The organism is Janthinobacterium sp. PSPC3-1, assembly GCF_049896105.1.
GTDB lineage: Bacteria > Pseudomonadota > Gammaproteobacteria > Burkholderiales > Burkholderiaceae_D > Janthinobacterium.
Genome location: NZ_JAFCTQ010000003.1, coordinates 342,280 through 368,836 on the forward strand (window position 1 = coordinate 342,280; position 26,557 = coordinate 368,836).

At 63.1% G+C, this 26,557-nt stretch carries 24 protein-coding genes; 13 read left to right on the forward strand and 11 right to left on the reverse strand.

All coding sequences use genetic code 11. The annotated features are described in order from the left end of the window. Window positions 1-87: 87 nt before the first annotated feature. The 7 genes from ACP7B7_RS06075 (at window position 88) to ACP7B7_RS06105 (ending at window position 8,716) form a co-directional block, all read left to right on the forward strand. A complete protein-coding gene (locus ACP7B7_RS06075; protein WP_426076037.1) occupies window positions 88-972 on the forward strand; it encodes a carbohydrate ABC transporter permease in 885 nt (294 codons plus the stop codon). Then, on the forward strand, window positions 969-1,838 hold the full coding sequence (locus ACP7B7_RS06080; RefSeq protein WP_426076038.1) for a carbohydrate ABC transporter permease: 870 nt from the start codon (window positions 969-971) through the stop codon (window positions 1,836-1,838). The genes ACP7B7_RS06075 and ACP7B7_RS06080 overlap by 4 nt, the downstream gene beginning before the upstream one ends. 8 nt (window positions 1,839-1,846) lie before the next feature. Further along, the gene (locus tag ACP7B7_RS06085; protein WP_426076039.1) at window positions 1,847-2,956 is read left to right on the forward strand and encodes an ABC transporter ATP-binding protein; all 1,110 of its coding nucleotides are present in this window, start codon (window positions 1,847-1,849) and stop codon (window positions 2,954-2,956) included. A gap of 97 nt (window positions 2,957-3,053) precedes the next feature. Continuing rightward, window positions 3,054-4,226, forward strand: coding sequence for a D-alanyl-D-alanine-carboxypeptidase/endopeptidase AmpH (ampH, locus tag ACP7B7_RS06090; RefSeq protein ID WP_426076040.1), 1,173 nt, complete (start codon window positions 3,054-3,056; stop codon window positions 4,224-4,226). Window positions 4,227-4,396: 170 nt separating this feature from the next. After that, entirely contained in the window at window positions 4,397-5,917 is a 1,521-nt protein-coding gene (locus ACP7B7_RS06095) for an ATPase domain-containing protein (protein WP_426076041.1), read from the forward strand. Continuing rightward, on the forward strand, window positions 5,904-7,625 hold the full coding sequence (locus ACP7B7_RS06100; RefSeq protein ID WP_426076042.1) for a response regulator: 1,722 nt from the start codon (window positions 5,904-5,906) through the stop codon (window positions 7,623-7,625). Before ACP7B7_RS06095 ends, ACP7B7_RS06100 begins: the two co-directional genes overlap by 14 nt. Further along, complete coding sequence (locus ACP7B7_RS06105; protein ID WP_426076043.1) at window positions 7,622-8,716, forward strand: Imm71 family immunity protein; 1,095 nt, start codon at window positions 7,622-7,624, stop codon at window positions 8,714-8,716. The genes ACP7B7_RS06100 and ACP7B7_RS06105 overlap by 4 nt, the downstream gene beginning before the upstream one ends. Window positions 8,717-8,720: 4 nt before the next feature. On the opposite strand, the gene ACP7B7_RS06110 is transcribed toward ACP7B7_RS06105, so the two are convergent. Then, complete coding sequence (locus ACP7B7_RS06110) at window positions 8,721-9,515, reverse strand: SDR family oxidoreductase (protein ID WP_426076044.1); 795 nt, start codon at window positions 9,513-9,515, stop codon at window positions 8,721-8,723. Further along, entirely contained in the window at window positions 9,512-9,886 is a 375-nt protein-coding gene (locus ACP7B7_RS06115; RefSeq protein ID WP_426076045.1) for a nuclear transport factor 2 family protein, read from the reverse strand. The genes ACP7B7_RS06110 and ACP7B7_RS06115 overlap by 4 nt, the downstream gene beginning before the upstream one ends. Before the next feature lie 63 nt (window positions 9,887-9,949). On the opposite strand from ACP7B7_RS06115, the gene ACP7B7_RS06120 reads away from it, so the two are divergent. After that, window positions 9,950-10,879 (forward strand): LysR family transcriptional regulator, encoded by a 930-nt coding sequence (locus tag ACP7B7_RS06120; RefSeq protein ID WP_426076046.1) that lies wholly within the window; start codon window positions 9,950-9,952, stop codon window positions 10,877-10,879. 32 nt (window positions 10,880-10,911) lie between these two features. On the opposite strand, the gene ACP7B7_RS06125 is transcribed toward ACP7B7_RS06120, so the two are convergent. The 4 genes from ACP7B7_RS06125 to ACP7B7_RS06140 form a co-directional block, all read right to left on the reverse strand. Continuing rightward, complete coding sequence (locus ACP7B7_RS06125; protein ID WP_308920308.1) at window positions 10,912-11,295, reverse strand: hypothetical protein; 384 nt, start codon at window positions 11,293-11,295, stop codon at window positions 10,912-10,914. A 37-nt stretch (window positions 11,296-11,332) separates the two neighbouring features. Beyond that, window positions 11,333-11,992 carry a hypothetical protein gene (locus tag ACP7B7_RS06130; RefSeq protein ID WP_308920309.1) on the reverse strand — a complete coding sequence of 220 codons (660 nt, stop codon included), beginning with the start codon at window positions 11,990-11,992 and terminating at the stop codon, window positions 11,333-11,335. Between the two features lie 316 nt (window positions 11,993-12,308). Continuing rightward, window positions 12,309-13,961 (reverse strand): ParB-like protein, encoded by a 1,653-nt coding sequence (locus ACP7B7_RS06135; protein WP_426076047.1) that lies wholly within the window; start codon window positions 13,959-13,961, stop codon window positions 12,309-12,311. An 87-nt stretch (window positions 13,962-14,048) separates the two neighbouring features. Next, on the reverse strand, window positions 14,049-15,269 hold the full coding sequence (locus ACP7B7_RS06140) for a hypothetical protein (RefSeq protein WP_426076048.1): 1,221 nt from the start codon (window positions 15,267-15,269) through the stop codon (window positions 14,049-14,051). Window positions 15,270-15,569: 300 nt separating this feature from the next. Here ACP7B7_RS06140 and ACP7B7_RS06145 point away from each other — a divergent pair, with 300 nt between their 5' ends. Next, window positions 15,570-15,737, forward strand: coding sequence for a DUF3563 family protein (locus ACP7B7_RS06145; RefSeq protein ID WP_426076059.1), 168 nt, complete (start codon window positions 15,570-15,572; stop codon window positions 15,735-15,737). Between the two features lie 70 nt (window positions 15,738-15,807). On the opposite strand, the gene ACP7B7_RS06150 is transcribed toward ACP7B7_RS06145, so the two are convergent. The 5 genes from ACP7B7_RS06150 to iolG form a co-directional block, all read right to left on the reverse strand. Then, a complete protein-coding gene (locus ACP7B7_RS06150; RefSeq protein WP_426076049.1) occupies window positions 15,808-17,172 on the reverse strand; it encodes a c-type cytochrome in 1,365 nt (454 codons plus the stop codon). A 10-nt stretch (window positions 17,173-17,182) separates the two neighbouring features. After that, complete coding sequence (locus ACP7B7_RS06155) at window positions 17,183-18,961, reverse strand: GMC family oxidoreductase (RefSeq protein ID WP_426076050.1); 1,779 nt, start codon at window positions 18,959-18,961, stop codon at window positions 17,183-17,185. A gap of 9 nt (window positions 18,962-18,970) precedes the next feature. Then, on the reverse strand, window positions 18,971-19,669 hold the full coding sequence (locus tag ACP7B7_RS06160) for a gluconate 2-dehydrogenase subunit 3 family protein (protein ID WP_426076051.1): 699 nt from the start codon (window positions 19,667-19,669) through the stop codon (window positions 18,971-18,973). A gap of 306 nt (window positions 19,670-19,975) precedes the next feature. Then, window positions 19,976-20,998 carry a Gfo/Idh/MocA family oxidoreductase gene (locus ACP7B7_RS06165; protein WP_426076052.1) on the reverse strand — a complete coding sequence of 341 codons (1,023 nt, stop codon included), beginning with the start codon at window positions 20,996-20,998 and terminating at the stop codon, window positions 19,976-19,978. Window positions 20,999-21,012: 14 nt separating this feature from the next. Beyond that, the gene (gene iolG / locus ACP7B7_RS06170; RefSeq protein ID WP_426076053.1) at window positions 21,013-21,999 is read right to left on the reverse strand and encodes an inositol 2-dehydrogenase; all 987 of its coding nucleotides are present in this window, start codon (window positions 21,997-21,999) and stop codon (window positions 21,013-21,015) included. 233 nt (window positions 22,000-22,232) lie between these two features. Between iolG and ACP7B7_RS06175 the strand changes: the two genes are divergently transcribed. The 4 genes from ACP7B7_RS06175 to ACP7B7_RS06190 form a co-directional block, all read left to right on the forward strand. Continuing rightward, on the forward strand, window positions 22,233-23,282 hold the full coding sequence (locus ACP7B7_RS06175; RefSeq protein WP_374694172.1) for a sugar ABC transporter substrate-binding protein: 1,050 nt from the start codon (window positions 22,233-22,235) through the stop codon (window positions 23,280-23,282). A 136-nt stretch (window positions 23,283-23,418) separates the two neighbouring features. Then, window positions 23,419-24,573, forward strand: a complete 1,155-nt coding sequence (locus ACP7B7_RS06180; RefSeq protein ID WP_426076054.1) for an ABC transporter permease — start codon at window positions 23,419-23,421, stop codon at window positions 24,571-24,573. A 3-nt stretch (window positions 24,574-24,576) separates the two neighbouring features. After that, complete coding sequence (locus ACP7B7_RS06185) at window positions 24,577-25,362, forward strand: ATP-binding cassette domain-containing protein (protein ID WP_308920318.1); 786 nt, start codon at window positions 24,577-24,579, stop codon at window positions 25,360-25,362. 8 nt (window positions 25,363-25,370) lie between these two features. Continuing rightward, window positions 25,371-26,557 (forward strand): bifunctional 5-dehydro-2-deoxygluconokinase/5-dehydro-2-deoxyphosphogluconate aldolase (locus ACP7B7_RS06190; RefSeq protein ID WP_426076055.1); only part of this gene is annotated, 1,187 nt, incomplete at its 3' end.

A 26,557-nucleotide genomic window follows, 5' to 3' on the forward strand; every position in this document is an offset into this window, starting at 1 on the left:
GCATCGCAGGTGTTGCAGGTATCGCAGGCCCCCTCCGGCATCCGCCCGGACGGGCGCCATACGCAGTTCTACTTCTACGGCTGTCCTATGTCCATACGCAAGCAATTTGATCGATGGATACCGCAACTGGTCCTGGGCCCGACGCTCATCGCCAGCCTGGTATTCGTCTATGGTTTTATTTTCCTGACCGGTTATCTGTCCCTGACCGAATCGCGCATGATGCCGAACTTCGAGTTCTCCGGCCTGTCGCAATACTACAATTTGTTCGATAACGAACGCTGGTGGACCTCGCTGACGAACCTCGGCATCTTCGGCGTGCTGTTCATCGGCCTGTCGATCACCATCGGCCTGTTCCTGGCGATCCTGCTCGACCAGAAAATCCGTGGCGAAGGCTTTCTTCGCGCGATCTATCTGTACCCGATGGCGCTGTCGTTCATCGTCACCGGCACCGCCTGGAAATGGATGCTGAACCCCAGCCTGGGCCTGGAAAAAGTCATGCACGACTGGGGCTGGACCTCGTTTACCTTCGACTGGCTGGTCAACTCGGACATGTCGATCTACACGGTGGTGATCGCCGGCGTGTGGCAGTCGTCCGGTTTCGTGATGGCGCTGTTCCTGGCCGGCCTGCGCGGCATCGATGACGAGATCATCAAGGCGGCGCAAGTGGACGGTGCGTCCTTGCCGACCATCTACTGGCGCATCGTGATTCCCGCCATGCGTCCGGTGTTCTTCAGCGTCATATTGATCCTGTCGCACATCGCGATCAAGAGTTTCGACCTGGTGATCGCCTTGACTTCCGGCGGCCCGGGCAATTCGTCCGACGTGCCGGCAATCTTCATGTACCAGTTTTCCTTCACCCGCGGCCAGTTGGGCCTGGGCTCGGCATCGGCGATGATGATGCTGGCCACCATCGTGGCCGTGCTGGTGCCGCTGATGTACCTGGAAACGCGCAGCGCAAAGGCGATGAGATGACACACACACGCAAGCATCAATTTACCCTGGGGCGGGTGGTCCTGTACCTGTTGCTGGTCCTGTTCGCCCTGTATTACATCATTCCGCTGTACGTGACCCTGTCGACGTCGTTCAAGTCGCTCGACGAGATCCGCAGCGGCAACCTGCTGGCGCTGCCGCAGGTATGGCAGTTCGAGTCCTGGGGCAAGGCCTGGTCTTCGGCCTGCACCGGCGTGACCTGCAACGGCCTGCAGCCGTTCTTCTGGAACTCGCTGGAAATGGTGGTGCCGGCCGTCCTGATCTCGACCTTTATCGGCGCCTTCAACGGCTATGTGTTCGCGCACTGGCGCTTCCGGGGTTCGGAGCTGCTGTTCGCCGGCTTGCTGGTGGGCTGCTTCATCCCGTTCCAGGTGGTGATCCTGCCGATGGCGCGCTTGCTGGGCGACTTTGGCCTGGCCAATACCACCACCGGCCTGGTGTTCGTGCACGTGGTCTACGGCACGGCGTTCACGACCTTGTTCTTCCGTAACTACTACACCAGCGTGCCGGAAGAGCTGATCAAGGCGGCCCGCATCGACGGCGCCGGCTTCTTCCTGATCTTCCGCAAGATCGTGCTGCCGATTTCCGGCCCGATTTTTGTCGTGTGCATCATCTGGCAATTCACGCAGATCTGGAACGATTTCCTGTTCGGCATCGTGTTCGCCAGCGGGGATTCGCAGCCGATCACGGTGGGTTTGAACAACCTGGTCAATACATCGACGGGCGTGAAGGAATACAACGTCAACATGGCGGCGGCGGTGATCGCAGCGCTGCCGACACTGCTGGTCTACCTGGTCGCAGGCCGTTATTTTGTGCGCGGCCTGACCGCAGGCGCAGTCAAAGGTTAAGGAAAAACATGTCTAGCTTATCGATTCGTAATATCCGCAAGGTCTACACCAACGGCGCCGAAGTCCTGAAAGGCATCGACATCGAGATCAAGGACGGCCAGTTCCTGATCCTGGTGGGCGGCTCCGGTTCCGGCAAGTCCACCTTGCTGAACATGATCGCCGGCCTGGAAAGCGTCACCTCGGGCGAGATCATGATCGACAACAAGGTCGTCAACGACCTGCCGCCGAAAGACCGCGACATCGCCATGGTGTTCCAGTCCTACGCCCTGTACCCGTCGATGACGGTGCGCGAGAACATCGCCTTTGGCCTGAACGTGAAAAAGGTCGCCAAGGCCGAACAGGAAGAGATCGTCAACAGGGTCGCCGAGACGCTGCAGATCTCGCACCTGCTCGACCGTCGTCCGGCGCAGTTGTCGGGCGGCCAGCGCCAGCGCGTGGCGATGGGCCGCGCCATCTCGCGCAAGCCGTCGCTGTTCCTGTTCGACGAACCGCTGTCGAACCTGGACGCCAAGCTGCGCGTGGAAATGCGCGCCGAGATCAAGCGTTTGCACCAGCGCCTGAAAGCCACCATCGTCTACGTCACGCACGACCAGATCGAGGCGATGACGATGGGCGACCTGATCGCCGTGATGAAGGACGGCGTGGTGCAGCAGCTGGGCACGCCGCAGGAAATCTACGACAATCCGGCCAATCTGTTCGTGGCCGGCTTCATCGGTTCGCCATCGATGAACTTCATCACCATCAAGCCGGTGATCGAAAACGGCGCCGTCTCGGCCGTGATTGAAAACGGCGGCAACAACATGCGCCTGGACCTGCCGTTCGATGCCGAAAAACTGCGCAACCATGTCGGCCGTGACGTGATCCTGGGCATCCGCCCGGAGCAGATCACCGACATCAGCAGCGCGCACGGCGACGTGGGCCAGGAACTGGGTTGCCTGGTCGACCTGGTCGAGCCGACCGGCCCGGACACCTTGCTGACGACCCGCCTGAACGGCGCGGCCGTGACTTGCCGCACGCATCCGATCGAGGCCGTGCGCCCCGGTCAGACCATGCAGCTGTCGTTCAACCTGTCGAAAGCGGCCCTGTTCGATCCGGCCAATGGCGAACGCATCGCGTAACTGATCGCGATTGAGCGCCACACGCTTGGCCCGGCAGCCGCAAGGTTGCCGGGCCATACTCGTTTACACTGCCGGCACGCCATCCGATATTTTTGCCATGAAAAAATTTGCCCTTGCCCTTGCCCTTGCCCTTGCCCTCTGCTGTTCGCTGTTGTCACTGCCCGCCCTGGCCGGCAAGGAAGCGCATGAAGAGGCGGTCTCCGCCATGTTTGCCGACAGCGGCGCGCTGGGCATGGTGGTGGTGACGGTGCAGGGCGGCCAGATCCACGTGTACGGTCGTGGCGAGACGCGGCCCGGCAGCGGCCAGTTGCCCGATGGCCAGTCGCTGGTGCGCATCGGCTCGGGCTCGCAGGTATTGACGGCCGAGGTGCTGGCCCGCCTGGTGGAAGACGGCAAATTGAAACTGGACGATACGCTGCAGCAGCATGCAGGGGCCGGCCGCGTGGTGCCGCGCGCGGCCGGCGTGCCCGGGATCACCTTGCTGGACCTGGCCACGCATGTCAGCGGCTTGCCGCGCGGCGTATCGAGCGGGCCGCCGAAATATGCGGCGCCGTTTGCCTGGCCCGGCGAGGCCGTGCGTTGGGGCGAACTGAAAGACGGCAAGACGGATGCCGTGCCCCGCACGGAAGCGGTCTACTCGAATCGCGGCTATGACCTGCTCGGCGACGCCATGGCATCGGCCGGCGGCGCGCCGTATACCGAGCTGCTGGCGCGGCTGGTGACACGCCCGCTGCAGATGGAAGACACGACGGCCACGCCGACGCCGGAGCAATGCGCGCGCCTGATGAGCGGTCCCGATCTCGACAATAGCGGCCCTTGTGGCGCGACCACCGCCACCGCCGCCAGCAGCGGCCTGTTTTCCACGCCGCTCGACATGGGCGTCTGGCTGCGCAAGCTGGCCAGCGTGGTGCCGCCCGCGCCGTCGACCTGCATGGTCCTGAAACCCTGGCTGACGCGCGCCGCCATGCCGGTCATGAAGGGATTCGATTTTCCCGGGCCGGCCGATGCGCTGGGACTGGGCTGGGTGCGCCTGGGCGACGGCCAGCAGGCCAGTTCGCCGATCTGGCACAAGACGGGCAGCGGGGCCGGCTTCATGAGTTATACGGCGATCCTGCCCGTGCCGCGCAGCGCCGTGTTTATCGTGGTGAGCAAGGTCGACATGAAAACGCTGCCGCGCCTGACACGCGCCGGCAACGCGCTGCTGTACCAGCTGGGGCAGGAAGTGCACGAACTGGTCGGCAGCCAGTTCGACCAGCAGCCTTGTCCCTGATGGTGTTGTCTCGCCATTTGCTTATTTATGTACGATAGCGAACACAGCGTTTTACAAGGAGAAATTAAAATAAGTGATAATTATAGCGGTCAGCGAACACTCCCCGGACAATGCAGTGCCACTCGACGACTATTCCTTCGACGCCCTTGTTCCCATGAAGTTGACACCCTATGAACGACAACCGCACTGCCCAGCCGCGCGAACGGCGCAAACCGACCAGCCGCATTTCCACCGGCGTCGCCGGCCTCGATGACATCCTGTGCGGTGGCCTGACGGCCCAGCGCGTGTATCTGGTGGAAGGCTCGCCCGGCACCGGCAAGACCACGCTGGGCCTGCAATTCCTGCTCGACGGCGTGACGCAGGGCGAGACCGGCCTGTATATCACCCTGTCGGAAACGGCCGACGAGCTCGACGCCGTGGCCGAAAGCCATGGCTGGAGCATGGACGGCATCGCCGTGTTCGAGCTGGCGAATGACACCTCGCTCGATCCCGACGCCCAGCAGTCCGTATTCCACCCGTCCGAAGTGGAGCTGGGCGAAACCACCAAAAGCGTGATGGAGCGGGTCAATACCCTGAAACCCTTGCGCGTGGTGTTCGACAGCCTGTCCGAGATGCGGCTGCTGGCGCAGAACCCGCTGCGCTACCGGCGCCAGATCCTGGCGCTGAAACAATTCTTCTCGCTGCGCGACTGCACCGTGCTGCTGCTCGACGACAAGTCCAACACGCCCGACCAGCAGCTGCACAGCATTGCCCATGGCGTGATCAGCCTGGAACAGATCGCCCAGGAGTTCGGCAAGGAACGGCGCCGCGTGAATGTGATCAAGATGCGCGGCACCAAGTTTCGCGGCGGCTACCATGACTACATCCTGGAAACGGGCGGCCTGAAAATCTTTCCACGCCTGATTGCGGCCGAACACAACCGTGATTTCAGCGCCCAGGTCAGCTCGACCGGCTCGACCGCTTTCGATGCGCTGCTGGGCGGCGGCCTGGCGTCGGGCACCAACACCCTGATCGTCGGGCCGTCCGGCATCGGCAAGACCACGGTGTCGGTGCGCTGCCTGCTGTCGGCGCTGGAGCGTGGCGAAAAGGCCTCGTTCTATCTGTTCGACGAGGGCCTGGCGACGTTTTTCGCGCGCTCGGCCTCGCTGCAGATGGACCTGCGGCCCTACGCCGACAGCGGCCAGCTGGCGATCCACCATATCGACCCGGCCGAGCTGGCGCCCGGCGAATTTGCCCAGATGCTGCGCGACGCGGTCGAGCAGTCCGATGTCAAGTTCATCGTGATCGACAGCCTGAACGCCTATCTGCAGGCGATGCCGGGCGAGCATTTCCTGACCCTGCAGATGCACGAACTGCTGTCCTACCTGAACCAGCAGGGCGTGACCACCGTGCTGGTGCTGGGCCAGCACGGCCTGATCGGCGAGGTGCGTACCGATGTCGACCTGAGCTACCTCAGCGACACCACCGTGTTGCTGCGCTTCTTCGAGTCGAACGGCAAGCTGCGCCGCGCCATTACCGTGATCAAGAGTCGCACCAGCAACCATGCGCTGACCATCCACGAGCTGAAACTCGGTTCCGGCGGCATCGCCATCGGCGGCGCGCTGGAAGGCTTCGAGGGTATATTGACGGGCTTGCCAACCTACCGCGGCGCCACCCCCATGATGCTGGCGGGGCCCGATGAGCCTCGATAACGGCGCGCTCGACGAGCGTATCCTGATCCTGGCGCCGCATGGCCGCGACGCCGAAGTGATCCACCAGGTGCTGGCGCGCAACGGCTTTGGCGGCGGCGCGGTGGCCAGCTTCGACGCCATGGTCACCGAACTGCTGATCGGCGCGGGCGCCTGCGTGATCGCCGAAGAGGCGCTGCAGGATTCCAGCGTCAACCAGCTGCTGGCCTGGCTGCGCACGCAGGAGCCGTGGTCCGACTTTCCCTTCGTGATATTGATTTCCAAGCGCAACGGCCTCACGCCGCAGGCGGCGCGCAGCACCTTCGACCAGCTGGGCAATATCATCCTGCTGGAACGCCCGCTCAATGCCGAGACCTTGCGCAGCGCCGCCGCGTCGGCCCTGCGCGGACGCCAGCGCCAGTACGAGGCGCGCAAGATCCTCGCCGAACGCATGCGCGCGGCGGAAAGCCTGCGCGACAGCCGGGCCCAGCTGCTGCAGCTGAACGAGACGCTGGAATCGCGCATCGAGGAACGCACGCGCGCGCTGGCCCAGGCCAATGACCGCCTGATGAACGAGGTCATCGAACGCGAGCGGGTGCAGCTGGCCATGGTGCAGCTGCAAAAGATGGAGGCGGTGGGGCGCTTGACGGGTGGCATCGCGCATGATTTCAATAACCTGCTCAATGTGATCCAGGGCAGCATGGACCTGATCCTGTACCTGTCGAAGGACGAGAACGCCAAACGCAAGGCCGAGGTCGCCCGGCGCGCCTGCGAGCGCGGCGGCAAGCTGACCAGCCAGCTGCTGGCGTTCTCGCGCAACCAGCGCCTGAACCTGCGCGCCACCGAACTGCACACCCTGTTCGACGGCGTGCGCGAACTGATGGCCACCTCGCTCGGCTCGGCGATCGCCCTGTCGTTCGAGATCGACCAGCAGGTGCGGTACGTGATGGCGGACGTGAACCAGATGGAAATGGCGCTGCTGAACCTGGCCATCAACGCGCGCGACGCCATGCCCACGGGCGGCAAGTTGGTGGTGCGGGCCAGCCGCGCGGCCGCGCCCGAGGGACTGCTGGCGAGCGGCATGTATTGCCTGATCGCCGTCACCGATGACGGGCAGGGCATGGACCCGGCGGTTGCCGCCAAGGTATTCGAACCGTTTTTTACCACCAAGGCGATCGGCAAGGGCACGGGGCTGGGCCTGAGCCAGGTGTATGGCATGGCCCAGCAGTCGGGCGGCACGGCGCGCGTGATCAGCAAGGCGGGCGTCGGCACCACGATTGAAATCTGGCTGCGCCTGACCGGCGACGCCATGGATGCCGAAGATGCGGAACCGGCCCAGCCGCCGCCATCCCCCGGCGCCGGCGCGCGCATCCTGGTGGTCGAAGACGACAGCTCGGTACGCCTGTCGATGGTCGAGTCGCTCGAGGCGCTCGGCTATTGTGTCAGCCAGGCGCAGGACGGCCAGGCCGGCCTGCACGAACTGCGGCGCGACCAGCCCAGCCTGATGATCACCGACTACCTGATGCCGGGCATGACGGGCGCCGAACTGGTGGCGATCGCCAACCGCGAGTTTCCCGGACTGCCGATGATCATCGCCACCGGCTATGCGGACATGGAGGCGATCGACCGTGTGATCGGCAGCAATACCGTGCTGCGCAAACCGTTCCAGTTGGCGGACCTGGCGGCGACGGTGACGCAGGCGCTGGGGCGGCAGGCGGGCATGGTTTCATGACTGAAATCGTTGCGCCCGGCGACCTGATGGTGCCGTCCGAACTTGAACGGCAAAAGATCTTTTACACGCTCAAGAAAGTGAGCTCGATCACCGCCTGGCGCCGCAATTACGCCCTGTATAAGCACTGGGCCGACGTGACCAAGGCCAGCCTGCAGGAGGCGACCCGGCAGGGCTGGGCGCTCGAGACGTCGCTGCCGGCGTCGGAGCTGGCGTTTGTGCAGGGTGGACTGGATGAGTTCAGGAAAGCCATGGCGACGCTGGAAAAAAACAACTTCAAGGACTTCGGCGATCCGCCTTTTTTCGAACTGAGCGCCGCCCGCAAGCGCCTGACCATTCAGCTGAGCGTGCAGCGGCGGGTGGACGAGGGCGAGAACGGCGTCAACGAAGCGCATACGCCGCTGTGGCAGGAATATTGCGACGCCATGCACTCGGCCTACGATGTGTGGGCGGAATGCTCGATGCATCTTTACCAGCGTGATTATTTTCCTGGCGGCCTGTGGTATTACAACCGCTGGCTGCACCGCGATCTTCCACTGATGCACTTTCCTGATGACCTGGAAGCGGTGCCCGATCCCGCCGTCAACACCTTTGTCCGCGCCAATGGCTTCGTGCCGTTTGCCGGCATCTGGGAACCAGTCGCCGCGCCGGCCACGCGCTTTATCGACCGTTACACCGGCGCCTGGCGGCCGCAGGCGCCGTTCAAGGTCGTGGCGCCAATGAAATATTTCGATCGCGGCGCGCAGGCGCATGCGATGACCTTGCAAGACAACAGCGACAGCGACGACAAAGGCGAAAAGCTGCACCTGGCATGGCGCCTGTTATGGCGCGAGGACCGTTACGCCGACGGCACCGTGCCCGCGGAAGAGGCGCACTACCAGTTCCTGGAGCCGCAGCGTTCGCGCCCCCAAACGTCTGGTAGCGAACCCGGCGATGGCGTGATCTGGGCCTGGAGCGGCGCTGCCGCGCCTGCCAGCGGCACATGGCTGTGCGATGCGCCTGGCTGGTACACCGAAATACGGAAAAAGGGCCAGCGCATGGGCTTTTTGGTAGGCGCGCGCATTGTGCGCTGGATATTGATCAGGCCGGATTGACCGCTCAGACGGTGGGTATCGTCCCGCCATCGATCACATGTTCGCTGCCGTGGATGGAGGCCGCCCGCTGCGAGGCCAGGAAGGCGACCAGTTCGGCCACTTCTTCCGGTTTGCCCGGACGGCCGATGGGGATGCCGCCCAGGCTGTCCATCAATTGCTCGCGCGCCGCGATTTCACTGGTGCCGCCATGCTCGGCGATGCGCCGTATCATGGCGCTGGCCGCCGTGGTTTCGATAAAGCCGGGCGCCACCGTGTTGATGCGGATGCCGCGCGGGCCGAATTCGTTGGCCAGGCCCTTGCTGTAGTTGCTGAGGGCGGCCTTGGCGGCGGCATAGGCCAGGGTGGACTCGAACAGCGGCAGGCTGCGCTGTATCGACGAGATATGAATGATGACGCCGGCGCCCTGATCCAGCATGGCCGGCAGCAAGGCCCGGTCCAGCCGCACCGCCGCCAGCAGATTGCTTTGCAGCGCATCCTCCCATAATTGATCGGTCAGTGCCAGCGCGCCGCCGCCGGGCGCGGTCGAGCCGCCGACATTGTTGACGAGGATATCGACGCCGCCATGCGAGGCCAAAATGGCGTCGGCCACCGCATCGCTTCCTTCCCGGGTGCCGAGGTCGGCGCGAACAAACGCCACGCCGGGCGGCAGTTCACCGGACGCTTCCCTGGCGATGGTGATCACCCGGGCGCCGCGCGCCTGCATCAGGTCGACGATGGCGCGGCCCATGCCCCTGGTGCCGCCGGTGACGAGAACGCGCTGGCCGGCGAAGTCTTGCGGTTGATTCAATGCGTGGTTCATGATGTGATCTCCAGTACGGTGATTTTTGCGGCATCGATATTGAAAGCAAAGTCCAGCAGCACCGGGCTGCCCGGAAAATTGCCGCTGACTTCGCCCTTGGCCACGCAACCTTCCGCTGTGACGGTGCAGGCGAGGGGCGCCACCGTCGCCGCATATTTGTCGCTGGCGGCGCGTTTCCATTCGGTAATTGCGGCGTGCCCACGATGCACATGGTGCTCGTCGCGCACCTCGCCATCGGCACTGAAACATTGCGCCACGGCAGCCGCATCGTGCGCGTTTTCTGCTTGAAAATATGCTGCCACCACGGCAGGCAAGTTGATCGTCATGCTGTTCTCCTGTTGCGTTGATCGAGTACTCATCATAAGTAACATGATTTATTCCCGATACGCTGGTTCGGCATGTAAGCTATCAACTCAAAGTTAATAATCGACGCCATGAAATCCATCTCGTTTGAAGCCATCCGCATCTTCCTCGCCGTGGCCGAGGCCAGGAGTTTTACCGCAGCGGCGATACGCCTGGGCGTGACGCCGGCGGCGGCCAGCAAGGCGGTCAAGCTGCTCGAAGCGCAGCATGGTGTCATCGTGTTCGTGCGCAATACGCGCCGGGTCGCCCTGACCGAGGCCGGCGGCGTCCTGTACGCCAGCCTGCTGGCGGCCACCGCGCAGATCGACGATGCGTTTGCGGCACTGACCCGCTTTCGCCACCGCCCGGCCGGCACCTTGCGGCTGACCGTGCCGCGCGCCTTGGGGGCGCTGGTGCTGAAGAACCTGGCGCCGCGCTTCCAGAGTGCCTATCCCGATGTGTCGCTCGATATTTCCCTCGACGATGGCGAGGTCGACCTGCTGGAGCAGGGGTATGACGCCGGCATACGGCTGGGCCAGTCGGTGGCGCAAGGCATGGTGGCGGTGCGCCTGACGGGCGACCTGGCCTGGTCGGTGGTGGCTGCGCCCGCCTATTTTGCGCGCGCCGGCCGGCCGTTGGCGCCGGAAGAGCTGGTGCGCCACGACACCGTGCGCTACCGTTTCCACCGCTCGAAAGCGCTGGCGCCCTGGGCCTTCGTGCGCAATGGCGACACCTTCCATGTGGAAACCGGGCACAAGCTGGTGGTCAACGACACGGGCCTGATCGCCGACTTTGCCCGCTCCGGGCTGGGCCTGGCCTACCTGCCTGATATCGAGATCGCGCAGGACCTGGCCGACGGGCGGCTCGAACGCGTGCTCGAAGCGTTTGTTCCGCCGTCATCGGGCATGTTCCTGTATTTCGCCGCCAGGACGCAAAGCCAGCCCAAGTTGCGCGCGTTTATCGATATGGCGACTGCCGACAATGGCTTGTTGGCCTCAATGGCAGGCAAGGGCAGTGCATGACCGGCTCAGGTCTTGAACCAGGCTGGTGGCATTCACAGCTTGTCCCACGCGACGCTGGCCGTCTGCACTTGCAGCCTGTATCGATTGCGTATGGTCTCAAATTCAGCGCCGGAGACAGGTCCGGAAATATGGCCTGATTTGATGTCAATGACCATCCATCCGTCTCGGTCGCCACGAAACGTGGCGTATCGCTCGACGCCGATCATCTCGTCGTTCCAGGCCAGGCGAAGAACGGTGCCCTCGATCAGTCCGCCACCTTGCTCAGCCACATGCGATGGTCCGTGCAGATAATAGGTTTTGTTATCTTCCCATCGTTCCAGCTGGTAGTTGCCGGGTAATGATTTGGTGTTATCACATCCCGCCGCAAAAATCAGCGGAAGGGATGCAAACAGTACTCGCCAGGCAGTGCTTTTCATCGAGGTACCAAATAGGATTGCAGCACAATGTAATATCTCAGCTTTCTTCGAACGTCAGTTCGATTACGCTGTCGTCGCTCCAGTCCTTTTCGCGCAAGGGCGGCGTGAACGAAAAACCGCTGAATGGCACGGGTGCGGTTTTTCCATTGTAGCTGATGGTGGCGGCCGTAATGCGCTGCGGTTCGGTAAAGCTGTAAGTGCCTTTCTGCGACACGAAATTGCATGGTCCGCCCAGCGCGCTCAAGGTGGTGCGCATGGCAAACGGCAGCGTGTCCTTGTCGATTGCCCAGTGCACCTCGCACGTCAGCCGCAGGTCGCCCAGGCGGCGGCTGGTATCGGTGGCCGTCGCACTTCGGATATAGGGAATCCAGCGGACCGAGCCGGCTTTGCGGTTGAGCGTCAGGTCGGCCTTTGCAAGGAGCGGGTCCTGCTCGGCTGGCAGGCTGAAAATGCTTTTTTCTTCCAGCGCTATCGGCATACTCGCATAGTCGCTTTCCAGCCGGAGCTGGAGCGCGTTCATGTCGACATCCGCATGGCGCGGCTGCAGGATAAAGCGCAGCCTTGCATCAGGCGCCAGCGCGTGCTTTTCCTCGAATCGATGCACGCCCTTGAGCATGGCGCTGTACGGCTTCCAGTCCGGGTCCCGGATGCCCTTGATATTGACTGACGAGGTGGCCTCGTCCCCGGAGGGTGTCACGGGGGGCGCATCGTCCGCCTGTGCCTGGACCGCGTTACAGCAAAAATACGCCAACAGGCTGGCGGTTTTCAAAGCGCGCAAATGCATCATGTCGTTCAACCCTTTCTCTTCGTATCCATCGCTTTTTGCTGCACATATGCGAAAGACGTGAGTGTAGGAAAAAACAAGGCCGAAAGGCTGTTTTCAAGACAGGTGGTCAATTCAGGGGAATGGACTGCGCAATACCGGCGTTTTTCAGATCGCTTGCCTGGCATATGACGGCAAGCCCTTCGATCCGCAGGGGGTGCGGAGGGCTTGCCGTTGAGGAGGGAACGCTTTATTTCACCAGCGACTTCTTGTAGGCGATCGAATACGTCAGCTTGCCGGTCGGCGTCACCAGGTCGTCCAGCGCGGCCTGGCTGAAGACGCCGGTCCAGCCCAGGCTTTGCGCGGTTGCCGTGCCGCTGACGATGTCGGTCGATTTCAGCGCCACCATCGCTTGCGAGGCCGTCTTGATGGCGGCCATGTAGGCGGTGGTGTCGCTGGTGTCGACTTTCGACAGGTCGACCACCGGCTTGTTGCGCAGCCAGTCGGCCCAGTAGAATTCCAGGAATTCGGTGGCCGTCGACGGCACCACGTAGCCGGCGTCGCGGGTGAAGTAGACCAGGGCGCGGTACGGGTCGTTACCGAGGGATTTGAGGCCGATCGTGCTTGGGAGCTGGCTGGTGGCGATGGCCTGGTTGGCTCCATTCTTCAGCCAGACCTTGCTGGCCTTCTTCATCTGCACCCAGAAATCATATTCGCCGAGCTTGCTGAAGTTGTCGGTCACCTTGACCCAGACTTTCAGCTGATGATTCACGCCGTTGTCGGCATCCCAGAAGGCGCTGAAGGTGTGGTGGCCGTCCGTCAGGTACAGGGTGCCGTTCGGGCCGATGACGACCGTCTTCATGTCGCCCGGCTTGGTGCCGACGGGCGACTTGCACTGGAAGGTGGCCGGCGGATTGATCAGGGTGGCGCCGGCGATATTGGCCGTCTTGGTGACGACGTCGTCCTGGCCGTTGGCTTCGCACAGCTCGGCGAATTTCTTCGGCTTGTTGGTCTTGGCCATGATCAGGTCTTCCGCGCCGTAGCGGCCCAGCTTGTAGTACACCTGGTCGTAGCCGATGGCTGGCTGGGTCGGGCGCAATTCGTCGAGCGACACTTGCAGGAACACGGGGGCGGCGTCGGTGCCGGCGGCGGTCGCGGCCAGTACCTGCTGGCGCGCGGTCAACACGGGTGGCGTTTCCAGTACCGTCTTGCCGGTGGCCATCGGTGCGCCGCCGTTGAGGATTTGCGCGACGATGCTGCCGCTGGCGTTGACGATGTCGACATCGGTGCCATTGGTTTTGACCTGCAGATTGTCGAGCAGGACGTCGGCCGAGTCCTTGCTGCTCGGGGTCAACGGGCCGTTGACGAAGTCATAGCTGGCAGCCATGCCCAAGGTTTGCAATGGCGCGGCCAGGGCCTTGCCCAGCTGGGTTTGCGCCGCTTGCAGCTTTGCCGCATCGATGGCGGCCAGGCTGGCGGCGGTCGCGGCGGCCGGCGTGGCGCCCAGCAACTGGGTGGTGATGATGGACGTCAGCTGGGTCAGGTTGATGGTGCGTTCCTTCATCGAGACCGCCGACAGCACGGTGCCGCTGGCGGTGGTGGCGATGACCAGGAAGGGCGCCTTGGCGGCGGCGGTGATGGCGATATTGGCCTGGCCGCTGGCATCGGTGGCGCCGAAGCCCACTCTTTCCTTGCTGGCGTCGTAGACATTGACCGTGCTGCCGGCCGCGGCTTTGCCGGTGGCCGCCACCACGCTGACGATGCGCGCGGGCGCGGCTGCTTGTGGCGTGTCATCGGACGAGCTGCCGCCGCCGCAAGCGGCCAGGCTGGCGCCAAAGGCGAGCGCCAGGGCGGCCGACAAGGTGGTGCGGCCGAAGGTGGCCAAGGCGAGTGTGTTTTGCATGTCTGTCCCGTGATGTCGTTCTGAAAAGTGCCGACATGCTAGCGGACGGATATGTCAGGATGATGACAGAGGGCGGGTTTGCTCCGGCTAGTCCAGCAGGCCGGCCGGCGTGCGCGGCGAGGACATCAGCTGGCGAAACGCCGCCCAGTGCTGCGCGCGCGTGCCGCCCTGGCGTTCGACCCAGGCCTTGGCCATGTCCTGGCCCAGGTTGTAGTTGATCACGTAGGCGCGCATCTCGTCGTAGAACTGCAGCCGCTGCGCCGCTTTTTCCGCCGGATACAGGCGCACGTTGACCAGCCACTCCACCGCTTCTTCCTTGTCCAGTCCGCCTTCCAGGTACTGGCGCGCGATATCGTTGTCGGCATACGCCAGCTGCGCCAGCAGGCGGTTCAGTGCCAGGTAGCGCGGCGCCAGCGCCGGGTCCAGCCCGGCCAGAGGAAACAGTACCTGCTGTTCGAAAGCCAGCCGCTCCGCGTCGGTAAAGCACAGTTCGATGCCATGGTTGGCCGTGCCTTCGGCGATCAGCGATTGCGGCGAAAACAGAGGATAGACGCAGTATTCCATCCAGCGCTTGCCGCGCACCAGGTCGCGTTCGAGCAGCACGTTGTACACATGGTGGCCCGGATAGGCTTCGTGGCAGCCGAGGTCGACGGCGCGGTCGATATAGATCGGCAAATCGGTATTGATCTGGATCACGCTCTGGTAATTGCCCTTGTACCAGTTGTAGCCGCTCCAGGACTTGTCGGTGACAAATTCGAGCACGAAATCTTCTTCCGGCGGCAGCGCGATGTAGCGCAGCGTGCGTTCGCGGCCGGCTTCGATGGCGGCCTGCATGACGGCCTGCAAACGCTCGGGCGGAATCACGAACTGGCGGCGAAATTCTTGCACCCGTGCGCTGACCGTTCCGCTGCCGGGCAGCAGGTCGGCCACTTGCGCCACGATGGCTTCATACCAGGCGCGCGTGTGATGGGGCGAGACGGCGTCGTAGAGGCGCGCGCTTTCTTCGTCAAAGCCCGGCTTTGCGCCGCCGAGCATGGCCACCTTCATTTGCATCGACAGCAATTGCGTGCGCAGGTTGGTGGCGCGTAGCCGCGTTTCCTGGTCAGTGCCCGCTTCGCCGCCATCGAGCTGCGCCAGCGCCGCCACGATATCCTGGCCGATCTGCGGCAAGGAACGATGGGCGGCGGCAGCGTCCCGCTGCCATGCCGGCGGGCCGTAATACGCGTCGACATAGGAGGGATCATGCTGGCCGATGGCCAGTACCAGATGCACATAACGTTCTGCAATATCGGACAGGGAAGTGGACATGGCGGCAGGAAGAAGGGAATCGAAGAACCAGTATAGCAGCGCCGCGCTGTTGTAAATATGCCGATGGCCTGCCGCCACCGATGTCGCACACCCTTTTTATCAGGGAAATGAATAACTGGTATCTGAAATTGAAAGTGGCTTTATATCTTGGAACGCTTATGATGATATTGCACTGCAACAAACACCGTACATTTCCAGGAGCATCCCATGTCCCACACGACCTCGCCAGCATTGACCGTTTTCTCTTTCAACAGCCTGTCCGGCGCCTTTGAGAAGGCAGCCTCGGCAGTGCAAGCATTGATGCTGCGTCTGCACAATGCGGTCGCCAACGGCATCGAAGAGCGCGTGCGTGAAGAGCAGGATGCGGACCTGGCCGAAGCGACCGACCGTTATGACCTGGAGTTCCGCATGCGCAAGCAGGACCGTTCGGGCGGCGGCAGCTACTGGAGCAATGGCCTCAATCGCTGATCGTTCCGCTGATGCGCCGACACTCATTTAAAAGCCCCGTGCCTGCTTGCCAGGTACGGGGCTTTTTACATTACTGCTTCATCACATTGGGCCGCGCTGGCGGTGGCACCGTGCCGCTGCGTCCCGGCGCGAATGACGCTGCTGTCGTGCCCTGTACCGGCACGGCGGTCTTGCGCAGCTTGGCCACTTGCGATGCCGTTGCGGCGCTGCCGTGGTTGCCCCAGCTGGTCTGGATAAAGCTGACCACGTCGGCGATCTGCTGGTCGTTCAAAGTCTTGGCGTAGCCGCCCATCACCAGCGCGGACGGCGCCGTGTGGGTGGCCGGCACCATGCCGCCCGACAGCACGATATTGATGGCCGAGGTGGGGTCCGCCGTCTGCAGCACCGCATTGCCGGCCAGCGCGGGGAAGGCCTTGCTGTAACCCTTGCCGTCCGAGCGGTGGCAGCCGGCGCAGTTGTTCAGGTACAGCTGCGCGCCCGTGCCATCGACCTTGCCGGCAAACAGCGCCTTGGCGACCTTGTCGTCGCCGACAAAAGGCGGGGCTTTGGCATTGGCCGGCGGCAGCGATTTCAGGTATTTGGCGATACTGCCCAGGTCGTCCTTGCTCATGTACTGCATCGAGTGGGCCACCACGTCGTTCATGGCGCCGAACGAGGCGCTATGGCTGTTGCGGCCGGTTTTCAGGAACTCGGCAATATCGGCTTCGCTCCAGCGCGCCAGGCCACCGCCATGCTCGTTGCGCAGCGATGGCGCGACCCAGCCGTCGATGGCGGCGCCACCGGCCAGGTAGGCGCTGCTGTCGAGTTCGGTCAAGGCTTTTTCCTGCATGCCGACGCCGCGCGCCGTATGGCAGGCGCCGCAGTGGCCCAGGCCCTGCACCAGATAGGCGCCGCGCAGCAATTGCTGGTCGCCTGCCGTTGCGGTGGGCACATACGGCGCCGGTGTCGGGGCGAATACCCAGCGCCACACCGTCAAGGGAAAGCGCATCGACAGCGGCCACGGAATATCCGCGGCGCGGTTCGGCGACGCGTTGGCCGGCACGCCCTGCATCAGGTAGGCATACAGGGCGCGCATGTCGGCGTCGCTCAGGCGCGAATACGAGGGGTAGGGCATGGCCGGGTAGACGGTATAGCCCTGTTTCGTCACGCCGGTGCGCATCAGCTTGTCGAAGTCGGCGAAACTCCAGTTGCCGATGCCGTGCTGCTTGTCCGGCGTGATATTGGTGGAATATACCTTGCCGATCGGTGTCGCCATGCCGAGGCCGCCGGCGTACGGCTTGCCTTGCGGGGCGGTGTGGCAGGCGATGCAGTCGCCGGCGCGCGCCAGGTATTCGCCCTGCTTGATCAGTTGCGCGTCGGCCGGGGCGGCCATGCTGGCGCCGGCCGACAACAGCAGGGACAGCGTCGCGAGGAGGCGTTGTGTGTGTTTTTTCATGGGGCGCTCCTTACGCGGCGACCAGTGGCCGCGGGTCTTTCAGATATTGTTCGCGCACGGCCTTGGCGCACCAGTAAGTCAGCGCGGCGGCCAGGCCGGTCGGGTTGTAGCCGATGCCGACCGGGAACACGCTCGAACCGACGACGAACACGTTCGATACATCCCAGCTTTGCAGGTAGCGGTTGACGACGCTGGTGCGGCGGTCCGTGCCCATGGCGGTGCCGCCGGCCCAGTGGGTGGTCTGGTAGTTGCGCAGGTCGAGGTGGTCGCCGAAATTTTTCATCGACACATGGATCGACTTCGGTTTCATGGCTTTCGCCACTTCCATCATCTTGCCGGTCACGTAGCGGCTCATCTTGATGTCGTTGTCCTTCCAGTCGAAGGTGAAGCGCAGCAGCGGCTGGCCGAAGACGTCGGTATAGGTCGGATCGAGGTCGACATAACAGTCGCGGTAGACCATATTGGCGCCGTGCACGTCGAACGAAACGGTACTGGTGTAGTTGTCCTTGACGGCTTTTTTCCAGCCGGAGCCCCACGACGGCGTGCCGTCCGGCACCGGAATGCCGGCGATCGGCTTGACGCCGGCCGGGTTGCACCAGGCGGGCGAGCCGCCGACAAAGCCCAGCGGGCCATGGTCGAAGTTGTCGCCGTTATAGTCATCCACCGCCACGCCGTTGCCGCCCGAGCCGATAAAGGGATTGGTGTTCTTGCCCGGCTCGTAGAACATCTGCACGGTGGACATGGTTTGATAGGCGATATTGCGCCCGACCACGCCTTCGTTGCTCACCGGGTCATACGGCTTGCCGATGCCGGACACCAGCAGCAAATGCGCGTTGTTGTAGGCAAAGGTGCTGGCGATCACCAGGTCGGCCGGCTGCTCGACCGTCTTGCCGTCCCCATTGACATAGGTGACGCCGGTGGCCTTCTGTTTGCTGCCGTCGAGGTTGATGCGCAGCACATTGCAGTTGGCGCGCAATTCAAAGTTGGCCGCCAGGCGCAGCGCCGGCATGATATTGACCTGTGGCGAGGCCTTGGAGTAGTTGTAGCAGGCAAAACCGGAACAGAAGCCGCAGAAATTGCACGGCCCCATCTGGCAGTTATACGGGTTGGTGTAGGGCTGCGACGCATTCGAGGACGCGGACACGAAGGGATTGAGCCCCACTTCCTTGGCCGCCAGCTGGAACAGGTGCGCCGTGTACGGCACTTTCTGCGGCGGCAGCGCGAAATTGTCGGAGCGGTCGGCGTCATAGATATTGCCGGGGCCGACGATCTTGCCGTTGACCTTGTAGGCCTGGCCCGAGGTGCCGAAGACTTTTTCGACGAAATCGAAATGCGGTTCCAGCTCTTCGTATGTGACGCCGAAATCCTGGATCGTCATGCCGTCGGGGATGAACTTCTTGCCATAGCGCTTTTCGTAGTGGCTGCGCAATTGCAGCTCTTCCGGCAGCACGCGCCAGTGCTGGCCCGACCAGTGCAGGCCGGCGCCGCCCACGCCCGTGCCCGGCTTGAAGGCGCCGATCTGGCGATACGGCACGGCAATGCCTTTTACTTCGTGGCGAAAGGTGAACGAGCTTTTCGACATGTCCTGGAAGATCTTGCTGCGCTGGATATAGGTCAGTTCGTCCAGCGTTTTCGGATACGCGCCGTCGGGATAGGTGTCGCGATACGGACCGCGTTCGAGGGCCAGCACGTTCAGGCCCGCTTCCGTCAATTCCTTGGCCATGATGGCGCCGGTCCAGCCGAAGCCGACGATGACGACGTCGACCGGTTTCAATGTAATGTCTGCCATGGTGGTTCCTTATGCGATGGAGGCGGGTGGCAGCGGATAGTGGACGCCGTATTGCTCGACCCAGTCCATGTAGTCGGCACGCGCGCCCGGGAAATTGATCATGCGCCAGGCCGCCATGTCCTTGTTGCCGCCATGGGCCGGGTCGCAGAAATAGCCTTCGCGCGTGTTTTGCAGCAATTGCTTGAAGAACACGGTGGCCGGTACTTCGCCGATCGGCAAAGTACCTTTTTCCAGTTCGGCGACCAGCGCGTCACGCTGCGCCACGGGCAGCTCGGCATAGGCCTTGCCGGTCTTGCGCTGCACGGCCTGCGCAAAGCCGGGCAGGGCGCTGCGGTACAGTTCGCGCGGCGCCATATGGAACTGGTAGCCGAATTCGTCCGGCGCGTCGACAAACGGCGCCTGCATGAACCACAGCTTGCCGTAGGCATAGGGCGTATCCATCTGCAGGTCGATGAACTCGTGCACGCCAGCCTGCAGCGCGCCCGGCCCTTCCGCATCGGCCGGGATCAGGCGGTCGACCAGCGCGCACAAGGTGGCCCATTCGGCGGCGGTGAAATAGGTGGGCTGGTAGGGCTTGTCCTGCCCGTCGCCGGTGGCCAGTACGGTGCCGGCCGTGCCGATGGCGCCGATGGCGGCTGCGACCGGAACGGCGACGGCCGCCTTGCGCAGGAAATTGCGTCTCTGCGGAGAGATGCCGATGACTTTCATGTAAAGCTCCTATGGCTGTATGGCTGGGAGGACGCACATCATAACATTTTCAGTCATGTATAGTACATAAATGAACTAAGTAGTCGTGCGTAGAACGGAATGAAACAGTGTCAACATGGTTGCATTACAGCATGTTGAACCGTGCGAGGATATGGCAAAAAGATAGGGAGGGGCGCCGGGGTGGCGAAGGCAGGCTGGAGAGAGGGTAGATAGTCAGGGGGCAGACCCGACGGGGGACTACGTCCGAGTGGGACGTAGTCCGATCGCGAAGCGACTGACCCCGGAATTTCGCTGCTAACAACGGATTTAAAACTCCACCACCCGCCGTTCGCGCATCGCCTGCGTCATGGCAATGCCCAAGCGCGTCGCTTCGGTGGCGTCATTCAGGGTCAGCGACAGGGTGCGTCGGCCCAGCGCCGCGTCGGTAAACTCCTGCGCCTCGATCAAAAAGGCGTCGGCAAAGCGGGCGTAGAAGTCGGGCGTGCATTCATTGCGCACGCCGTGCGCGTCCGAAATTTCCACGCGGTTCAGGCGCGGGTTGCTGCCCACGGCGAGGCGTCCGCTGGTGCCGAACACTTCGGTCAGCGTTTCATGGCCATGCGCCAGGGTGCGCGAAGCCATGAAGGTGGCCATGCTGCCGTCGGAAAACTCGACCGTCGCCAGGCCGTTGTCGACGTCGCCGTATTCCTGCAAGCCCTTGTGGATGGCGTTGGTGCCGCTGGCGTAGACGCGGGTCGGCGTGGGGTTGCCCAGCAGCCAGCGGGCCAGGTCGATATCGTGCACGCTGCAGTCCAGAAAGATGCCGCCGCTGGTGGGCGCAAAGCGCATGAAGGCGCCGCTGGGGTCGTTCTGGTCGCAGGTTTGCGAGCGCACCAGGTAGGGCTTGCCGATCAGGCCCTGGGCGATCTTTTGCTGCGCGTCATGGTAGCTGGCGTCGAAGCGGCGCACGAAGCCGATCATGGTGGTCAGGTGCGGATGGCGCGCCGCTTCCGCTTCCACTTTCAAACAATCGGCCAGGTCCAGCGACAGCGGCTTTTCGCAGAACACGTGCTTGCCGGCGCGCAGGGCGGCGATGATCTGGTCCGGGTGCATCGAGGTTGGCGTGACGAGGAAGACGGCGTCCAGGCCCGGGTGGGACAGCAGGGCGTCATAGTCGGCATAGCCGTTGGTGATGCCCAGTTCGCGCGCGGCCCAGTCCAGCTCGGCTGGCACGGGGCTGCAGGCGGCGACGACGTCGGCGTTCGGCACGCGCTGCGCCAGGTTGATGGCGTGGCGCTGGCCCAGCCGGCCCAGGCCGACGATGCCGATTTTCAAGCTTGTATTTGACATGTGTTCTCCAATCTTCACAGGGTGACGACGCGCTGTTCGCGCCACGACAGGGTCGCCGCTTCCGCCAGTTCCAGGGCTTTCAGGCCGTCTTCGACGGTGGTGCGCAGTGGCGTGCCATGGCTCAAGGCGTCAAAGAAATGCGCCATTTCCTGCGCATAGGCGACGCGGTAGCGTTCCAGGAAGAAGTCTTCCGGCTTGTCCACGCTGACATTCACCGCGCCATAGGCCGTCACTTCGGTCGGCTTGTGGTTGCCCGCCTGCAGCATCCCCTTGCTGCCCAGCACTTCGAAGCGCTGGTCGTAGCCGTAGGCGGCGCGGCGCGTGGCATTGATCTGGCACAGGCGGCCCGAGGCGGTGCGGATGGTGACCACCGCCGTGTCGAGGTCGCCCGCCTCGCCGATGGCCGGATCGACCAGGCAGCTGCCGGTGGCGTGCACGCTGACGGCGGCGTCGTCAAGGATCCAGCGGAAGATGTCGAAGTCGTGGATCAGCATGTCCTTGAAGATGCCGCCCGATACCTTGATATAGCTGACCGGCGGCGGACCCGGATCGCGGCTGGTGACGATCAGCAATTCCGGCGTGCCGATTTCACCGGCTTCGATGCGCTGCTTGACGGCATTGAAAGTGGGGTCGTAGCGGCGCTGGAAGCCCAGCATGCACAGCACGCCCGCCTCCTTGACGGCGGCGGCGCAGGCGCGCGCGCGATCTATCGTCAGGTCGACCGGCTTTTCGCAAAAGATGGCCTTGCCGGCGGCGGCCGAGCGCAGTATCAGGTCGGCATGGGTGTCGGTGCTGGACGCGATCACGACCGCCTTGACCTCCGGGTCGGCCAGCGCGGCCTCGATCGTGGCGCTGCTGCCACCATGGATGGCGGCCAGCGCGGCGGCCGCTTCGGCATTGACGTCGACGACGTACTTGAACTGTACGCCGGCCTGGGCCGCCAGGTTGGCGGCGTGGATCTTGCCGATGCGGCCGGCGCCAAACAATGCTACTTGGATCATCTGTGTTCTCCTGTTGTGGTGTGGATCGTCTCGCAATAATTATAAGAGCGATTTCAAAAAACAGAAACAATTTTCTATTTGAAAAAATCTTGAAATTTTCATTGCGTTTGTCGTAAGCCTGGACTAATCTATGCGCAGTGCACCGGACTGCATGCCGCAAAGGTGGAGCAGGCCGGTGTCACCCTTCATCAAAAGCTGACAACTATAAAAATTAATCCATCTAGGAGACATTCATGTATAGCATCAAGAGCAAGGGTTTGTTGAAGTGCCTGGCCATCGCCGCCATGGGCGCCAGCCTGGGATTGAGCAGCGGCGCCAGCCATGCGGCCGGCGAGAAATTCGTGATGGTCAGCCATGCGCCGGACTCCGATTCCTGGTGGAACACCATCAAGAACGCCATCAAGCAGGCCGGCGAAGACTTCAATGTCACGGTCGACTACCGCAATCCGCCGAATGGCGACCTGGCCGACATGGCGCGCCTGATCGAGCAATCGGCGGCGCGCAACTACGATGGCCTGATCGCCGACATCGCCGACTTCAGCGTGCTGCAAAAACCGCTGGGCACGGTGGTGGCGAAGAAAATCCTGCTGGTCACCATCAACTCGGGCACCTTGGCGCAAAGCGAACAGCTGAAAGCCATCATGCACGTCGGCCAGCCAGAATATGACGCGGGCCTGGGCGCCGGCAAGCGCGCCAAGGAGGCGGGCATCAAGTCCTTCGTGTGCGTGAATCACTATGCGATGAACGCCTCGTCGTTCGAACGCTGCCGCGGCTTTGCCGATGCGCTCGGCGTCGACTTCAAGTCGTCCACGCTGGACACCAACGGCGTCGATCCTGGCGTGATCGAAAGCAAGGTCAGCGCCTATCTGCGCAGCAATCCGAAAACCCAGGCCGTGCTGGCGCTGGGACCTGACTCGGCGCCGCCGGCCATGCGCGCGGTGGAAAAGATGGGCCTGAAGGGCAAGATGTATTTCGCCAGCTTCGACCTGTCCGATGAAATTGCCAAGGGCATCAAGGACGGCAGCATCCAGTTTGCGATCGACCAGCAGCCCTACCTGCAAGGCTATATCCCGGTCGCCGTGATGGCCATCATGAAGCAGCAGAAGATCACCGACCTGGCCAAGGTCAAGGAAATCCTGATCGCCAATCCGAAATACCAGGCGCGCCTGGCCGAATACGGCCTGGCTCCCATCTATGGCCCGCGCCACATCAGTTCCGGCCCCGGTTTCGTGACCAAGGACAACATCTCCAAGGTCGAGAAGTACGCCGGGCAATTCCGCTAATCCAGAGTCTGCCAGCGGCCCACAGCGTATCGCTGGCGGGCCGGTTCCAGCGCCGCGCCACGTGTGTGGGCGGCGCGTCGGATACGTACGCCTTGCGTCCGTATTTCTGGCAAACAAGTAACTGAAAGGACATCACATGACTGCGCTTAAATCCAGCCTGGCCGCCCCAGGCGTGACTCCGGCCCTGAAGCAGGCCGCGCCTGCCGCCGACGAACGGGTCGGCAAGACCAGCCGCGCCAAGCAACTGTTCGGCCGGCCCGAATTCGCCTCCATCTCCGGCACGGTGCTGGTGTTTGCGTTCTTTATCATTACCGCCGGCGATTCCGGCATGTTCAACCTCGACGGCGTGGTCAACTGGATGCAGGTGGCGTCCTACCTGGGCATCATTGCCATCGGCGCCTGCCTGTTGATGATCGCCGGTGAATTCGACCTGTCGATCGGCTCCATGATCGGTTTTGCCGGCATGATGATCGCCATCCCCACCATCTATTTCCATTGGCCGCTGTGGGCGGCCATCGTGTTCGCGTTTGCCGGTTCGATGGCGCTGGGCTGGCTGAACGGCTATATCGTCATCAAGACGCGCCTGCCGTCGTTCATCGTCACCCTGGCCTTTCTGTTCATCCTGCGCGGCCTGACCCTGGCGCTGTCGATCATGTTTGCCAACCGCACCATCGTCAGCGGCGTGGGCGACCTGGCGGCCAACGACTGGCTGGCCAGCCTGCTGTTCCAGGGTAATGTTGCCACCGGCCTGTTCCACTGGCTGGGCGCCCACGGCTGGATCGCCGTGCTCGATGACGGCTCGCCGCTGGTCAAGGGCATCCCGAAAGTGATCGCCTGGTGGGTCGTGCTGGCCGGCGCCGCCGCCTTCGTGCTGTCGCGTACCCGCTTCGGCAACTGGATGTTCGCCGTCGGCGGCGACGCCAACGCGGCCAAGAACGTCGGCGTGCCGGTGCGCAAAGTGAAAATCTCGCTGTTCGTCTTCACCGCCTTCTGCGCCTGCCTGTTTGCTACCTTGCAAGTGTGCGACATCGGTTCGGCCGCCGCCGACCGCGGCATGCAAAAGGAATTCGAAGCCATTATCGCGGCCGTCATCGGCGGCGCCTTGCTGACCGGCGGCTACGGCTCGGTGGTCGGCGCCTGCTTCGGCGCGCTGATCTTCGGCGTGGTGCAGATCGGCATCACCTACACCAATATCAATTCGGACTGGTTCCGCGTGTTCCTCGGCGTGATGCTGCTGATCGCGGTGCTGTTCAATAACTTTGTACGCTCACGCGTCACGGAATCGAGGTAAATCATGAGCGACCATATTCTTGCCCTGGAAAATGTCAGCAAGCGTTTCGGCTCCGTGCTGGCGCTGCAGAACATCACCATGCGGTTGAAAGAGGGCGAAGTGCACTGCTTGCTGGGCGATAACGGCGCCGGCAAGTCAACCCTGATCAAGACCCTGGCCGGCGTGCACAAGCCGACCGAAGGCCAGTACCTGGTCGACGGCAAGCCGGTGGTGTTCAATTCGCCCAGCGAAGCGCTGGACATGGGCGTGGCCACGGTGTACCAGGACCTGGCGCTGGTGCCGCTGCTGTCGGTGGCGCGCAATTTCTTCATGGGCCGCGAGCCGATGAAAAAACTGCTGGGCCTGGTGCCCGTGATGGACATCGATTATGCGGCCGAGACGGCACGCGCCAAGCTGGCCGAGATGGGCATCATGGTGCGCGACCCGCACCAGGCCATCGGCACCATGTCGGGCGGTGAAAAGCAGTGCCTGGCGATTGCCCGCGCGATCCACTTTGGCGCCCGCGTGCTGATCCTCGATGAACCGACGGCGGCACTGGGCGTGAAGCAATCGTTCAATGTGCTCAAACTGATCTACAAGGCGCGCGAACGGGGGATTTCCGTGATCTTCATTACCCACAATGTGCACCACGCGTATCCGGTCGGCGACTCGTTCACCCTGCTGAACCGGGGCAAGTCGCTCGGTACGTTCACCAAGGATACGGTGACCAAGGACGCCTTGCTCGACATGATGGCGGGCGGCGAGGAAATGCAAACGCTGATGAGCGAACTCGACGGCGTCACGATTTAAGGATAACCATGAACAATCCCACACAATTTGCTCCGGGCCGCGCGCTCGATGTGATCTGCCTGGGCCGCCTGGCGGTGGACCTGTACGCGCAGCAGATCGGCAGCACCCTGGAAGACGCCACCAGCTTCGCCAAATACCTGGGCGGCTCGTCGGCCAATATCGCCTTCGGCACGGCGCGCCTGGGCCTCAAGTCCGCCATGCTGTCGAAAGTCGGCGACGACCATATGGGGCGTTTCCTGACCGATACCTTGTCGAAAGAAGGCTGCGATGTCAGCCATGTCGGCATCGACCACGACCGGCTGACCGCGCTGGTGATGCTGGGCATCAAGGACAAGGACACCTTTCCTTTGATTTTCTACCGCGAGAATTGCGCCGACATGGCCATCGACGCGGCGTCGGTGGACCAGGCGTTTATTGCCAGCAGCAAGGCGCTGCTGATCACCGGCACGCATTTCTCGACGGCCGCCATGCACGCCGTCAGCTCGCAGGCCTTGCGCCTGGCCCGTGCCAACAATGTGCGCACCGTGCTCGATATCGACTACCGGCCCGTGCTGTGGGGTCTGTCGGGCAAGGCCGATGGCGAAACGCGCTTTGTGTCGAACGAGGGCGTGACGCAACATCTGCAGGGCATCCTGCCGCAGTTCGACTTGATCGTCGGCACCGAAGAGGAATTCATGATCGCCGGCGGCGGTGCCGACATCATGGCGTCCCTACAGGCGGTGCGCGCCGTCAGCGCCGCCACCCTGGTGGTCAAGCGTGGTCCGCTGGGCAGCGCCGTGATCGAGGGTGATATTCCCGCCAGCCTGGACGACGCCTACAACTACCGCGGCGTGCGCGTGGCGGTGCTCAATGTGCTGGGCGCCGGCGACGCCTTTTTGTCCGGCTTCTTGAAAGGCTGGCTGCGCGGCGAAGATTACGAGGCCTGCTGCCGCTATGCCAATGGCTGTGGCGCGCTGGTGGTGTCGCGCCATGGCTGCGCGCCGGCCATGCCGTCGCCCGTCGAGCTCGATTACTTCCTCGCCAACGCCGACAAGCTCACGCACCCCGACCAGGATGCGACCCTGGCGCGCCTGCACCGCACGACGGTGGCGCGCAAGCAATGGGATGAGCTGTGCGTATTCGCGTTTGACCATCGCACGCAGTTTTTCGAACTGTCGCAGCAGGCCGGCGCGACCGAAGCGGCCATTTCAAAGCT

Excerpts from the sequence above, each read along its gene's own strand:
- ACP7B7_RS06075 (WP_426076037.1), top strand. The coding sequence starts at position 88 with ATGTCCATACGCAAGCAATTTGATCGATGGATACCGCAACTGGTCCTG.
- ACP7B7_RS06080 (WP_426076038.1), top strand. The coding sequence starts at position 969 with ATGACACACACACGCAAGCATCAATTTACCCTGGGGCGGGTGGTCCTG.
- ACP7B7_RS06085 (WP_426076039.1), top strand. The coding sequence starts at position 1,847 with ATGTCTAGCTTATCGATTCGTAATATCCGCAAGGTCTACACCAACGGC.
- ampH (WP_426076040.1), top strand. The coding sequence starts at position 3,054 with ATGAAAAAATTTGCCCTTGCCCTTGCCCTTGCCCTTGCCCTCTGCTGT.
- ACP7B7_RS06095 (WP_426076041.1), top strand. The coding sequence starts at position 4,397 with ATGAACGACAACCGCACTGCCCAGCCGCGCGAACGGCGCAAACCGACC.
- ACP7B7_RS06100 (WP_426076042.1), top strand. The coding sequence starts at position 5,904 with ATGAGCCTCGATAACGGCGCGCTCGACGAGCGTATCCTGATCCTGGCG.
- ACP7B7_RS06105 (WP_426076043.1), top strand. The coding sequence starts at position 7,622 with ATGACTGAAATCGTTGCGCCCGGCGACCTGATGGTGCCGTCCGAACTT.
- ACP7B7_RS06110 (WP_426076044.1), bottom strand. The coding sequence starts at position 9,515 with ATGAACCACGCATTGAATCAACCGCAAGACTTCGCCGGCCAGCGCGTT.
- ACP7B7_RS06115 (WP_426076045.1), bottom strand. The coding sequence starts at position 9,886 with ATGTTACTTATGATGAGTACTCGATCAACGCAACAGGAGAACAGCATG.
- ACP7B7_RS06120 (WP_426076046.1), top strand. The coding sequence starts at position 9,950 with ATGAAATCCATCTCGTTTGAAGCCATCCGCATCTTCCTCGCCGTGGCC.
- ACP7B7_RS06125 (WP_308920308.1), bottom strand. The coding sequence starts at position 11,295 with ATGAAAAGCACTGCCTGGCGAGTACTGTTTGCATCCCTTCCGCTGATT.
- ACP7B7_RS06135 (WP_426076047.1), bottom strand. The coding sequence starts at position 13,961 with ATGCAAAACACACTCGCCTTGGCCACCTTCGGCCGCACCACCTTGTCG.
- ACP7B7_RS06140 (WP_426076048.1), bottom strand. The coding sequence starts at position 15,269 with ATGTCCACTTCCCTGTCCGATATTGCAGAACGTTATGTGCATCTGGTA.
- ACP7B7_RS06145 (WP_426076059.1), top strand. The coding sequence starts at position 15,570 with ATGCTGCGTCTGCACAATGCGGTCGCCAACGGCATCGAAGAGCGCGTG.
- ACP7B7_RS06150 (WP_426076049.1), bottom strand. The coding sequence starts at position 17,172 with ATGAAAAAACACACACAACGCCTCCTCGCGACGCTGTCCCTGCTGTTG.
- ACP7B7_RS06155 (WP_426076050.1), bottom strand. The coding sequence starts at position 18,961 with ATGGCAGACATTACATTGAAACCGGTCGACGTCGTCATCGTCGGCTTC.
- ACP7B7_RS06160 (WP_426076051.1), bottom strand. The coding sequence starts at position 19,669 with ATGAAAGTCATCGGCATCTCTCCGCAGAGACGCAATTTCCTGCGCAAG.
- ACP7B7_RS06165 (WP_426076052.1), bottom strand. The coding sequence starts at position 20,998 with ATGTCAAATACAAGCTTGAAAATCGGCATCGTCGGCCTGGGCCGGCTG.
- iolG (WP_426076053.1), bottom strand. The coding sequence starts at position 21,999 with ATGATCCAAGTAGCATTGTTTGGCGCCGGCCGCATCGGCAAGATCCAC.
- ACP7B7_RS06175 (WP_374694172.1), top strand. The coding sequence starts at position 22,233 with ATGTATAGCATCAAGAGCAAGGGTTTGTTGAAGTGCCTGGCCATCGCC.
- ACP7B7_RS06180 (WP_426076054.1), top strand. The coding sequence starts at position 23,419 with ATGACTGCGCTTAAATCCAGCCTGGCCGCCCCAGGCGTGACTCCGGCC.
- ACP7B7_RS06185 (WP_308920318.1), top strand. The coding sequence starts at position 24,577 with ATGAGCGACCATATTCTTGCCCTGGAAAATGTCAGCAAGCGTTTCGGC.